This window comes from Leadbetterella byssophila DSM 17132 (assembly GCF_000166395.1).
GTDB classification, from domain to species: domain Bacteria; phylum Bacteroidota; class Bacteroidia; order Cytophagales; family Spirosomataceae; genus Leadbetterella; species Leadbetterella byssophila.
Genome location: NC_014655.1, coordinates 2,550,135 through 2,563,615, shown reverse-complemented (window position 1 = coordinate 2,563,615; position 13,481 = coordinate 2,550,135). Strand labels below are relative to the sequence as shown.

General features: G+C 44.1%; 9 protein-coding genes. All 9 read right to left on the bottom strand.

Annotated features, from left to right (window positions below):
- Nucleotides 1–39: 39 nt before the first annotated feature.
- The 9 genes from LBYS_RS11620 to LBYS_RS11580 are packed head-to-tail and all read right to left on the bottom strand — an operon-like array spanning nt 40 to nt 13,458.
- Nucleotides 40–1,938, bottom strand: a complete 1,899-nt coding sequence (locus LBYS_RS11620) for a sialate O-acetylesterase (protein WP_013409051.1) — start codon at nt 1,936–1,938, stop codon at nt 40–42.
- Nucleotides 1,935–2,906, bottom strand: coding sequence for a glycoside hydrolase family 43 protein (locus LBYS_RS11615; RefSeq protein ID WP_013409050.1), 972 nt, complete (start codon nt 2,904–2,906; stop codon nt 1,935–1,937). Before LBYS_RS11615 ends, LBYS_RS11620 begins: the two co-directional genes overlap by 4 nt.
- Complete coding sequence (locus LBYS_RS11610) at nt 2,907–4,295, bottom strand: MFS transporter (RefSeq protein WP_013409049.1); 1,389 nt, start codon at nt 4,293–4,295, stop codon at nt 2,907–2,909.
- 1 nt (nt 4,296) lies between these two features.
- Nucleotides 4,297–5,376, bottom strand: a complete 1,080-nt coding sequence (locus LBYS_RS11605) for an endo-1,4-beta-xylanase (RefSeq protein ID WP_013409048.1) — start codon at nt 5,374–5,376, stop codon at nt 4,297–4,299.
- Between the two features lie 8 nt (nt 5,377–5,384).
- The gene (locus LBYS_RS11600) at nt 5,385–7,859 is read right to left on the bottom strand and encodes a glycosyl hydrolase 115 family protein (RefSeq protein WP_013409047.1); all 2,475 of its coding nucleotides are present in this window, start codon (nt 7,857–7,859) and stop codon (nt 5,385–5,387) included.
- Between the two features lie 2 nt (nt 7,860–7,861).
- The gene (locus tag LBYS_RS11595; RefSeq protein WP_013409046.1) at nt 7,862–8,614 is read right to left on the bottom strand and encodes an SDR family NAD(P)-dependent oxidoreductase; all 753 of its coding nucleotides are present in this window, start codon (nt 8,612–8,614) and stop codon (nt 7,862–7,864) included.
- 1 nt (nt 8,615) lies between these two features.
- Entirely contained in the window at nt 8,616–10,682 is a 2,067-nt protein-coding gene (locus LBYS_RS11590) for an alpha-glucuronidase (RefSeq protein WP_013409045.1), read from the bottom strand.
- Nucleotides 10,679–11,857: a mannonate dehydratase gene (gene uxuA / locus LBYS_RS11585; protein WP_013409044.1), complete on the bottom strand. Its 1,179-nt coding sequence runs from the start codon at nt 11,855–11,857 to the stop codon at nt 10,679–10,681. The genes LBYS_RS11590 and uxuA overlap by 4 nt, the downstream gene beginning before the upstream one ends.
- Nucleotides 11,854–13,458 (bottom strand): glycoside hydrolase family 43 protein, encoded by a 1,605-nt coding sequence (locus tag LBYS_RS11580; RefSeq protein WP_013409043.1) that lies wholly within the window; start codon nt 13,456–13,458, stop codon nt 11,854–11,856. Before LBYS_RS11580 ends, uxuA begins: the two co-directional genes overlap by 4 nt.
- Nucleotides 13,459–13,481: the final 23 nt, after the last annotated feature.

The window sequence follows — 13,481 nt, the reverse complement described above, 5'->3', positions numbered from 1 at the left end:
TAGTCGGAATTCCGGCTACCTTATCTACTGAAGAAACTTTTAATTTACTTCTATTTCAAATGGACTTGCGGGAAGTCCTTCTGAATTTATGACATTAGGATTCACCGGGTTATCTGCCCAGGCGTATCGTACGTATTTGGCTTCTGGTAGCTCTGAAATATCTAGGAGAATCTGCTTACCTTGAAGGGTAGCCTTTACCCATTTGAATTTCTTATCCGAACCGGCCACTGCAAATTCTTGAGGTTCTTCACCATCTGCCGTGCTTAGTGCAGAACCGATATGTTCAAAACTTAGAATGATTTTTTGTCCTTGTTTTTGGGCTTTTTGTATGATTGGTCCCGAGTAGACAAGTTCATCTCCATAGGCTATTTTTCTGGCGGCTAGCGCCATGCGTCTTCCTACGTCTAACTTATTATCCGGGTGAATGTCGTTCCATTCCCCTAAATCAATGTTCACGGTCATGGCCGTGCGTGGAATATCTAATGTCCTTCTGCTGGCTTCACGGAGCTGAGCCCAGTTGCTTTCTGTGGGCAAGTAGGTATATTCCATGAATCCGGGTAATTGAGCATGGATGAAAGGCACCTCCGGCCAGTGTCGTCGCCAGTCGGCTACCAAGGCGCGAATCTGCTTCTCGTAGATTTGAGGTCGGCCCGCATTGCTTTCTCCTTGATACCAAAGAACACCTTTGATGCTAAAATTGACGAAAGGATGTATCATAGAGTTAAACAGTGAGGAGGGTTGATTTTGGACACTAATTCCCATAGGTCTTGGGGCTTGAGGCTCGAAAACTTCTCCTACCTTGTATTTCCATTCTCCACGTAGGTCTATGGTGTCTTTACCTAGGATCAATGCATGAGGTTTATCTGGCACGAATCCTCCTTTTCCAAAGAAGTTGCTCACCTTTACTACTATGAGATTCTTTCCCGGTTTCAGAAGGTTTTGAGGCACTTTATATCTTCTCTGCGGATATTGATAGGTAAAACCTCCAATTTTTTGGCCATTGATAAACACTTCATCGGCATCCACTATTCTTCCTAGCCATAATTTTGGAGCATCAAGGGACGCGTCTGCAGAGATTTGGATCTCTTTTCTGTACCAAACTACCCCATCCAGGTTTCTTATTCCCTGATCTTCCCAATATCCTGGTACCTGAATGCTTCTCCACGCTTTGGGGGTATACTCTGTGCTGAACCATTTTTCTGCCATCCCTAGGTCTTTACTTGCCCTAGGAGGAGTAAAGGCAGCTTTTTGGGTCTCAGCTACATAAATGCTGTCTTTGTTTTTATTCAAAGTAGTCGTGAAATCTGGGAAGTCCTTAAGTCCTTCTTCGCTGGTCCAGGCTTCGATAGGGGTTCCACCGTAACTGGAATTTATAATCCCTACAGGAATTCCATATTTTAGGTGAATTTCCCGGGCAAAGAAGTAGGCTACGGCAGAGAAGGGGCGTACATTTTCTCCTATAGCTTTCTGCCAGCTACCCCCTGAAAGATCCTTGGCCGGGCCTTGTAATCTACCTATGGTGGGTACCAGGAATTGTCGGATAAGAGGGAAGTTTGCCTCTTCTATGTCCCGGGCATAGGTGACATCATGGATATCTAATTGATGCACCATATTGCTTTGGCCAGAACATAACCACACATCCCCGAAATATACATCCTTCAGTATGATCTGATTTTTCCCTTTTATGCTGATCTCATGTGCTTTTCCGTCAGCGGCATGGGCAGGTATTTGGATTTTCCAGTCGCCCTGAGGACTGGTTTTGGTCTTATATGTTTTACCGGCCAAAGTCAGCGCAATGGATTCTCCCGGGGACGCCCATCCCCAAAGGGTTAGCGGGGCATCTCTTTGCAGGATCATGCCGTCACTAATCAGCTTTGGCAATCGGATTTGGGCTTGTAATGAACCTAAAATCAGAAAAAAGAAGATGAACTTTTTCATTCCAGATAAGGATTTAAGGTTTGAATGTCTCCATTTTCATCATAAGTTATTTCTGCTTTCTTAACGCATCTTAGGTGGGTTACTCCCTCACTTAAAGTGCTATCATGGTAGAATAAGTACCATTTTCCTTCGTGTTCAACTATGGAATGGTGGGTGGTCCAACCTATCACTGGGTTTAAGATCCGACCTCTGTAAGTAAATGGTCCGTAGGGAGAATCAGCTATGGCATAGCATAGGTAATGTGTATTGCCGGTGGAATAGGAGAAATAGTATTTCCCCTTGTATTTGTGCACCCATGCCGCTTCGAAAAAGCGTCTATCGTGATCTCCGGCTTTGAGTTCATTTCCGTTCTCGTCTAGGATTTTGATTTCTCTTACCTCTTCTGCAAAGGATAGCAGGTCATCGCTCATTTTAGCTACTCTAGGTCCTAAGGCATTTTCGTGAGCCTCAGGTTCAAGATAATCCGGACTATATGCATTGTTTCTATAGTGCTGAAGTTGTCCTCCCCACAGTCCTCCGAAATACATATAATATGCTCCGTCTTCGTCTTCAAATACGGCTGGGTCTATGGAGTAAGAGCCGGGAATGGCTTCAGGTTGAGCTTTGAAGGGACCTTCGGGTCTATCACCAACAGCTACTCCTATGCGGAATAGACCATCTTTGGCTTTGGCAGGGAAAAAGAAATAGTATTTCCCATCTTTATGGGCAGCGTCTGGTGCCCACATTTGTTTCTCAGCCCACGGAACATCCTTGATATGAAGGGCCAATCCATGGTCTATGACCTCGTCTCCTTCTACAGAAAATACATGATAATCTTCCATTCCAAAATGTGATCCCAAGTCATCAAATGGAATTCCAGCATCAATGTCATGTGAAGGGTAAAAATATAATCTTCCTTCAAAAACATGCGCTGAGGGATCAGCGGTATACATGTGAGTAACCAGAGGTGGTGATAAGGGTTTTAACATCTATCTTCTTTGTTTTAAATCTGATTCAATTTGAACTTCCATCTTTTTGTCTATCTCATAAAAGAAGAGCAAAGCTACAGAGAGTAGGAAGGGAACAGCCGCAAAAATACTGACCGTCATCACTATGCCGTGAATGGTATTTTCTGCCGGTACCGTATTTGGTACATAATTATAATGATTTAGAATACCGGTGATCAAAGATTGGCCCAGGGTTAAACCTGCTTTTAAGCCAACCATCATAGCAGAGAAGATCATGGCTGTAGCTCTTCTGTTGTTTTTCCATTCGCTGTAGTCCGCCACGTCTGCTATCATGGCCCACAGTATGGGAGTGGAGATTCCATAGAAGAATCCATGGATAATCTGTGCCAGGAAAATAGTTCCTACTGCTTCTGCAGGGATAAAGTAAAAAGCTACAATAGGAATGGTACATAGGAATAGAGATGCCATGAAGGTGTCTCTCTTTCCGTATTTGTCGGCAAACTTTTTGGAGAATCCAATACCAATAATCATCATGATGATGCCCAAGCCATTAAAGAGACTGAAGCCTGTAGCTACGGGAGCTTCTGAGGAGAGCCAGGTATATCGATTTAAGAACTCCGCTAAGCTCTCAGCACTCACATAGTTTTCAAAGTAGTACAAGTAGGTTCCACCTTTCATGGCTAAGGTAATAAAGACCAATATGGTGGTAAACAGCATGATCCACCAGGGTTTATTGTTCTTCACGTCTGCCAGATCCTGGCTCAAAGTAGATTTTTGCTCCGGTTTGGGAACTATCCTTTCTTTAGTAGTAAAGAAGGTGATAAGCATTAAAACGGCACCTACAATGGCGAGATAGACCATCACTTTGGAAAAGCCTTCTGCCTGATTCCCGTTGCCCAACTTATTAATCAAAGGATACATGAGGGACTGCACAGAAAACTGGGCCACCATTACGGCAATGAAGCGGTAAGACGACAAGCTATTCCTTTCTCCCATGTCTCCTGTGATCACACCGGAAAGTGCAGCATAGGGCAGGTTATTAGCGGCATATAAGAATAGTAATAGGGAGTACGTGACGATAGCATAGATCACCTTTGCCTTTCCTTCAAAATCCGGAGTACTAAAGGCCAATAAGGCAGATAAACTCAGCGGTATGGCAGTAATCAGAATCCACGGTCTGAATTTCCCCCATCGGGTTTGTGTACGATCTGCAAGTGCCCCGATCAGAGGATTAAAAGCGAAGGCCGCCACCATGCCTACAGTGAAGATAATAGGAGTGGCTACATCCGGGGAAAGCCCATATACATCCGTATAAAAATAAGCCAGATAGGTCATCAAGGTCTGGAAGACCAGGTTAGCGGACAGGTCGCCTAAACTATAGCCTATTTTTTCTGTAACTGATAATTTCATCTTATTTATTCTTTAGAGACATCACCTTGTGGTAGGCAGGTTTTGGCTGATAGTTTCGGTCAAAAAGTAGAGGATAGTTCGTTCTGCCTGGAACGGGCCAACCGTTCAGCCAACTTTGACCATCATGTACTCCCCAGAAGGTAACTCGGGTGATTTTGTCCTTATGTTTTTCAAAGATTTGGAACAAACGTTCGTAATCAGAAGCTAATTGTTGCTGTACGCTATCCGGAAGACCGTCTTTGTAAGGGTTTAGGTTTTCTCCACCTTCTATTCGCTTGCTTACTTCAGCACCGGTGAAATTTCGAGGAAGAACTTCAATGTCTAATTCCGTGATCATGACCTTAAGACCTAAGGCGGCATATTCTATGATGCTCTTTTCAATTTCCTCAAAAGGTACTTTTCCTACCATCCAATGTCCCTGAATACCCACGCCATCTATTCTTAATCCTGCGTCTTGAACCTTTTTGATTAGACGAATAGCTCCTGCACGTTTGGCTGGTTGTTCAATATTGTAATCGTTGTAATAGAGTTCGCTGGACGGAGTATACTTAGCGGCTAGTTTGAAGGCATCAGTAATATAATCTTCTCCTAACAGGTTTAAGAAGATAGATTTTCTAAGGCTTCCATCTTCCTCAAGGGCCTCATTGATGACATCCCATCCCTGAACTTTGCCATCATAGTGAGAAGCTACCTCCTTGATATGGTCTTCCATGAAGGCCTTGAATTCCTCTTTGTCTTTGATTTGCTGAGCGTAAGGGGGTAATTGGCTATGCCAAACCAGGGTATGACCTACCACTTTCATTCCATTTTTCTCAGCATACTGGATCAATTGGTCTCCGGCCGCAAAGTCAAATTTACCTCTTTCAGGCTGCAAGAACATACTCTTCATGATGTTCTCTGGAGTGAGGACATTGAATTGTCTCTTCACCAGACTGTCTGCTTTCCGATCCTTCTCTTGAATTTGTTGGATGCTTAAAGCCGTACCGATTTGGTAATCGAAGACATCTTTCAGGCCCACTTCCTGTTTCTGCGCGCATGCTCCCAGCCCTAGGAGCAAGATAGGAATTAGTTTACTTTTCATAGGTTGAATTAAGGTTTAGTTTCGGGAGGTCCTAGGTAGCTAGGTTTTAAACCTCCAAAATCTGCTGTTATTTTTTGCAATACCACTCCGGCATTGACTCTCCAAAACTTGATTACATGCTTTCCCGGCTTATCTATTTGGTGTGTAGATGTTTTTTTTATCTCTGCTTCCGCCACCCATTTATTCCAAATGCCGGATATACTGTCCTTATCTTCTTTGTTCAGACTGATCACCTGAGGCGCTTCCTCATCCACAGAGATGGCATACTGTAGGCCATCCTCTGTAAAATGGTAATTTAAGGAGGGTGCAAAGCTACAAGTGAGCGTTACAGGTCCAGAGCTATAGGTATGGATTTCATATTCTAAATAGGGCGAATCTCCTCCGGGAGTACTCGCCGGCAAAGTGGTAGGATAGGTGCTTACACCTGCTCCGTGCTTACCCAGTTCCGGTATGATCTTCCACTGGTTTCCATTTGACTTGCTGAAATTACTGGCTTGAATGGAAATATAGCCATCTACTTCTATGAATTGATGATATTTCTCTCTTTTATGAATTACCGCTTTTTGGGGTGTATGCTTGGAGATGGGTTCCGGTTTTACGGTTCCATTTTGGGTATAAACCATTGGCATGATGTTATAAGGGGGCTGTTGCCAGATTCTGTATCCTATATGGGTCTGGCTCATCATGTGATTCCATTTGCCTCCATTCAGCTGGTGGTATTCCAGAGTGATCAAACTATCCTTTTCAAAAGCTTTCTTCGCTTTTTCTGCGTAATCTGCTGTGGTAGAGTAGGATTTGCTATGTGCCTGATGGTTAAGAGCTACCTGATAATACAGATCGTATAAATTTGCCATGGCTTTTACAGGGTGCAAAACCAGTTGGAAGTAGGCCGAGTAAGCTTCTGCGGGGAGCTTGATTTTTTCCGCTCTATACTTCAATTTTTGATAATCGGCATGTACTTTTTCCCATTCCTGGTAATTTTCTAAGGAATAGGTTTTTGCATCTAAAAGCTCAGGGGTACGTCTATGATTATACTGGGTGTAGCGTTGAAGTATGTCTCCAATTTCTGCTGCGTAGCTCTTCCCAAATTGTTCTTCTGCCCAAAGGATGGGATATTTTACTGCATTCTCCAGTGACATCTTTTCCGGGTTCCAAGCCATATCGCACCAAAAGGAGATAGGAAACTCCATGGGTTTGATATCTCCTACGTTGACTATCCATATCTTTTCCACTCCGTGTTCATAGGCCAGGTTCATTTGTTCCCAAACCCGCATGATTTGGGTGGTGTTAAGCCATTTATAGTTGCGGGGTCCACCTACATAGTCAAAATGGTAGTAGATGCCATAACCTCCTTTTCTAGGGGATGCATTTAAGGTAGGAAGTTTACGAAGGTTACCCCAGTTGTCGTCGCATAGGAGCAGAGTGACGTCATCAGGAACCCGCATTCCTTTGTCGTAATAATCTTGAACTTCCTTGTATAAAGCCCAGAGTTGCGGAGTTTCTGAAGCAGGCTTTCCGGTGACTTCTTCTATGATCTGTCTTTGTTGGTCAACTATTTTTTCCAGGAGTTCCGTGGCTGTTTCTCTGGTCATAGGTTCATCACCATCCCCTCTCATGCCTATGGTGGTGATGTTTTCGTTCCACGACCTTTTCATTCCTGTTTTCCAAAATTCTTTGAGAGCATCCGGATTTTGGACGAAATTCCAGGGGCCTTTGCCGTATCTTCTCCATTCGTCATGTGCTCTGTGCAGGGGTTCGTGATGGCTGGTTCCTATGACTATGGCGTAGTCATCTGCTATCTGTATGTTTTTGGGATCATCATCGTAGAAGGCATTTCCCCACATGGCTGGCCAGATGTAATTTGACTTTAGCCTAAGCATCAATTCAAAAACTTTGGAATAGTATTGATGGTTGAATCCACCGAATTTCTCCTTGCTCCATGAGCTGAGGGCTGGGGCTTCATCATTGATAAAGATTCCTCTATACTGTACCACAGGGGCATCTTGGATTTGCAGATTTGCATTTATATAGAGGTTAGATTTCTTTTTTACAGGTACATCTGCCCACCAGTACCATGGGGATACGCCCATTTCCCTTGAGAGGGTGAGGGCTCCATATGCAGTACCTCTTCGGTCTGCACCGCTGATCACAAGTACTCTCTTTTGTGCATCAAATTTTATCAGATATTCTTCCCATTTTTTTGGAAAATCTTTCCCTAAAATAGAATGAAGGTTTTCGCTCACCGTACCTATCCACACAAAATCCTTTTCAGGTTTTTGATGAACTACAGGAGATTTCTTTCCACTCACTCTTTCAATATCTTCCGAAAGTAACTCTGCAGCTTTCTTCACTACTGTGGGCTCAGAATCAGAGACGTAGATAGGTTTCCCCACCAGGTCCCAGTTTGTGGGCTTAGAGGAAAAGATCTGTGCTTTTACAGTTAGACTGCAGATCAATGAGAAGAAGATGGTCCATTTTTTCATATCTAAAAACCAATTGCATTTCCACCATCAACGCGTAAGGAAACCCCAGTAATAAAATTAGCCTCATCAGAGGCAAGGTACACGGCTGCCCATCCCACATCTTCCGGTTTTCCAAATCTCCCCAAAGGTGTACGATCCATGGCCTTGTGCATCCTGTCCGGATCAGAGCCGAAGGCCGTTTTCATCATGCTTGTTTCAATAAATCCCGGAGCTATGGCATTGATACGTATGCCGTTTGGAGAGAGGTCAGATGCCAATACTTTGACCATCCCTTCTATGCCTGATTTTGAGGCGGCATAAGCCACCACGCGGTCTATGCCATAATAAGCAGCCATGGAAGAAATCATCAAGATTACTCCTTTCCCCCTTTTTACCATACTTTTTGCCGTTACCCGTGTTAAGGCAAAGACGGAGTTTAGATTAGTGTTTATGATGGAGGCAAATTCTTCATTACTGACTTCGAGGGCGTTTTTCTTCATGTTGATCCCTGCATTGTTCACCAGGATATCTATGTCCCCTACATTTTCTTCTAACTCTCGGATCAGGGCTTCATGGGTACTATGTGCGGTAACGTCATGTATTCTGTACAATGCTGAGGGGCCTAAATCCTTAACAGCAGTGATTAACTTTGACTCGGTTCGCCCGGTGATGACTACTCTAGCTCCGGCTGCAATCATGCAGCGGGCTATCTCTAAACCTATTCCTGCTCCTCCTCCTGTGATGAGAGCCAACTTATTTTTTAGCGAAAAAATCATCTTATCGAATGTGATATACGTCTACTATTTTCTTTACCTCTTCCAATGTTCTTTCCGGAGCTTTTAAGCCAGCAGGTAAGGCCTTTTTGCTGAAGGTTTGGAAGTACAAAACGCAGGCATCTCTCCACCATATGGCTTCTTTATGTTGTGTCTTGAGGCGGGCGGAGACATTCTCAAACGTCTCTTGAGGCACTTTACCTTTCACTTTTTCCCAATCTCTTTGGAGGCCTTCTACTTCTTTTACGCCTTGATAGAATTTCTTTACAAATGCCTCCCAGAAAATATCTCCGTTCTTCAATTTTCTATCCCATGGAACATGGTGGAACCATAATAAGAATTCCTCCGGGCAGGTTTCCAGGGAGCTAAAAGGGGCTGAGAATTCCTTTGGGTATTGAGCCAGAGCATTGGAACCGGTATTTGTTCTATCAAAGCCAATACCTTTTTCGTCAGCCTTGTGATAATACAATGCGGTCCAGTCGGGACGCGGAGCTTTTTCCACCCAAGGTTCCGGTCCGAAATGATGGCCTTCCCCCATGACATGGTGAAGTCCGAAAGGGGAGGTGTAGTTTACATATATCTCCCGGGTGCTCAGCATCATGGATTGAATATCTGATCCGGTTTTACTATCACGGGATAGGGTTTGACTGATCCACTCTTGAGCTATTTCTTTTGCACCTAAGTCGGGATCCCAGGCTAATCTGCCTAGTGCGTACCAGTTGGCTTGCCCCATAGGATGTCCGGTCCAGTTTCGGTCTGAGCCGGTATTGGCTACTCCCGTAATGGCGGTATGTCTGTAGCCAAAGGTTTTACCTTGAAGGATTTCTGATAGGGTTGTCTTTCTGTTTTTTACTCGGGTATCCGTCTTAAGGCATTCTTCAAACATGCTGGCGAGGTACACCCAGTGGGTGGCCCAACCTAAATATTCCTGCGTTACCTGAAATTCCATGGCTAGGGGGGTCTTTTCCATGGCGGTGAAAAGAGGGGATATAGGTTCTCTTGGCATGAAGTCTATAGGCCCGTTCTTGACTTGGATGATGACGTTATCGTCAAATTGTCCGTCATAAGGTTTGAACTCCTCGTAGGCCGCTTTGAAGCGGTCGCCTTTAGGATCAGGTGCGTATACAAAGGCCCTCCAAAAGACCATGCCTCCATGGGGCTTTAGGGCTTTGGCTAGCATATTGGCTCCATCAACATGGGTTCTTCCGTAGTCCATGGGACCGGGTTCTCCTTCGGAGTTAGCTTTTACCAGGAATCCACCGAAATCCGGGATAAGGCTATAGATTTCATCAGCTTTTTCTTTCCACCATTTTTGAACTTCAGGTTTCAGAGGATCTGCATCAGGTAGTTTTCCCAAGATCCTTGGTGAAGCAAAATTGACAGATAAGTACACTTTGATTCCGTAAGGTCTGAAGACATCTGCTAAAGCTTTGACCTTAACCAGGTATTCTGAGCTTAGGAATCTGGCGCTGGCATTGACGTTATTGATGACGGTGGCATTGATCCCTAAGGACGCATTGGCGCGTGCGTAATCTTTATATCTAGGATCTAATCTTTCCGGTAATTCGTACCATTTCCACAGGGACATTCCGGCATATCCTCTTTCTATGGTTCCGTTATTATTGTCCCAATGGTTCAGCATGCGGTGTTGAATCTTAGGACTGAATTCTCCTGCAGGTTCCTGTCCGGTTTGAATACATCTAAGAAGATGAAAAACGCCATACAAGACACCTACTGATCGTGGAGCTTCAATAGTAATACTTTGGCCTGAAACGGAAACTTTATAGCCTTCTGGATTTGTTATATTTATATGGGGGTTTACTTTCAATATCAAACCATTTTTACCTCCCTTCTTAGGGGTAATTCCCAATAATTTAGGAATAGCGAGCTTTACTTCCTCTACGGCAACTTCCAGATCTTTATCTTCCCAAACGATGGCCTGAAGACGAGGTTTATAGAAATTTAAGGTCTTTGGATCCTCTATTTTAGAGTAACTCATCCAGAGTTTATATCCATCTTCCGCCCTCACTTGCAGGCATAAAAAAAGTAAAATGAAGAGGTATCTTTTCATGAGACTTGGGTTAAGGTATATTCTATTCCTCTCAGTTCTGCTAATGCTTTTAGTCTTCCAATGGCCGTATAACCTGGATAGGTGGGTCTTTCCACATCATTCAAAAGAGCATGTCCGTGATCAGGGCGCATAGGAATCTGAATATCCATTCTTCCTGCTGCTGCCCGTCTTTTTTGTTCTTCGTAAACGGCCTTGAGGATTTGGTACATGTTCACATCACCTTCCAGGTGTCTGGCTTCATAGAAGCTTAGGTGGGGAGTATATGACCTTAAGGTGCTTCTTAAATGTAAGAAATGTACTCGGTCTGCCCATCTTTGAAAGATCTTAACTAGGTCATTGTCTTCCCTTACGCCCAGAGATCCGGTGCAGAAGGTAATCCCATTGGCAACGGACGCATATGCCTCCATGAGTCCGGCTAAGTCTTCCTCTGTACTTACCACTCGGGGTAAACCCAGTAGAGGGAAAGGAGGATCATCCGGATGTATGCACAGCCGAATGCCACATTCTTCAGCCACGGGACCTACTTCACGAATGAAGTAATAGAGATTCTCTTTTAACTGCTGAGCAGGGATTTCACGGTATTCCTGAATCATCTCCTTTAAAGACTTTAGCTCAAAGGCATCATTTGAACCCGGTAAACCTAATAGTATACTGTTTTCTATTCTTTTTAGGGTCTCAGGAGAGGAGTTTTTATATAGTTCCTCTGCAGCGCTAGCGAGATCTTCAGGATATTCAGCATTTTCTCTTTTTAGAATATAGAGGTCAAAGGCCGCAAATTCCACCAGATCAAAGCGAAGAGCAATACTTCCATCTTCCAGTTCATACTGGAGCTGGGTTCTACTCCAGTCCAGCACGGGCATGAAATTGTAACAGACGGTGTAAATACCTGAAGAGGCTAAGTTTCTGAGAGAGTTCTTATAGTTTTCTATCCACTTGGAGCGCTCAGGTCTTCCCTTTTTGATGTCTTCGTGTACCGGTAAGCTTTCTACTACTTCCCATTTTAAAGGGGAGGGTATGAGCTTTTGTCTTTTTCCTATTTCTTCCAAAGACCAAACTTCTCCTATAGGGATATGATGCAATGCAGTGACTATAGTCGTAGCTCCGGCCTGATGGATTTCCTTCAAGCTTACCGGGTCCTCAGGACCAAACCACCGCATGGCATGTTTTGTGATCATTTCCCTTGGTATTGGTAATTAGTGAATAAAGCTTCAGTACCTTCTGTATATAAGCCTAACAGCACACCTAGGAATCCACCGGCCGTTTGGGTACTGAGGAATTTGGGGTCTAAGGTTTGATTCCACTTTTTCCAAGCTTGGTTTCCTTCTTTGTAAGATACTTCTATGATTTTCTTACGAATGCTCACTTTCACGTCTAAAGCTCCTTTACCGGTGATGGGTAGGTAGGCTATGGGTTTGTCGCTCTTGATTTCCAATACATTTTTCCCGTCTTTGATAGTTTTAGACAGGGTATACATGTGCTTTTCGCTTTGGAACAAGGCAAGTCCGGCTTTTTCATTTTCTTTCTTTGGCTGCGCCTGGAAGCTCACTTGCCAGTCGGCTTCCATATGCATCTGTCTTCTACCCACAAAGGTGGGTTTGCCTACTCCTCTCAGGCTATCAGCAGAAGGTTTTAGGGTCAGACCTTTGGAGCTGACCTGATAATTTTCCGCTACCAGAGTTCTTAAGTAGATAAATGAGGGGTCGATTCCCTTTTGGAAGTTGGTTGAGATATCCGACTTATGTACACCAGGTACCGGGTTTTCTTTCCAAGGGAAAACCATTTTACTTGGAACCTCTTTCCCTTTTTCTAGTATGATGGGCCACCCGTCCTCAGTCCAGGTTACAGGTAATAAGAAGGTTTCTCTGCCGGTGTTATAATGATTTCCTTCGTAGGGCCTTACTCCTAAGAATACAGAGTACCAGTTGCCATCCGGACCTATGAACAAGTCGGCATGTCCGGTTGAAGTTACCGGATTTGGGCGATTAGGATCCAGGTCTCTTTGGGTCAAAATAGGGTTCTTCTCCCAAGGTACGAATGGTTCTGATAGGGCGCGGGTACGGAAAATCACTTGAGAGTGATTCACGGAGGTGCCTCCTTCCGCTGCGCTTAGGTAATAGTATCCATTTCTCTTGAAGATGTGCGGTCCTTCGATCCAGACGGGCTTTTTAGACAGATCAACTCCACCATTGACTAAGATTCTTGGCTCAGAAGTGACCTTTAGGTTCTTGTAATCAAATTCTACGATCTTGATGGTTCTATGTCCATCATATAGTGGGGCATTATCAGGTGCCTCACTGTTGTAGATGATATAGGCCTTATCATCTTCATCAAAGAAGATGGAAGGGTCTATGCCTGAAACTTGAGGGAGTGCCACAGGATTCGACCAGGGTCCAGCGGGATTAGTAGCTGTAACTACAAAGTTGCCCAGACGGTCCACCTGCGTACAAACCACGTAGAAAACTCCTTTGTGATAAGAGATGGCGGGAGCAAATAAACCTCTTGTGGCCCTTTGTCCTACAAAATTCATTTGTTCCGGTCTATGTATGGCATGTCCTGCCAAACTCCAATTCTTAAGGTCCTTACTATGGAAAATAGGCAGACCCGGGAAGTAGGAGAAAGTGGAATGTATGAGATAATAGTCATCTCCTACTTTTTCAATGCTAGGATCCGGATAGAAGCCGGACAGAATAGGGTTTTGTACCTCCAAGGTTCCTTGACTGAAGGATAATCTGGTTAGGAGGACAAAGATGAAGGTGAATAGATATTGCTTTGTCATGGTTCAAATATGGAGAAGAATCT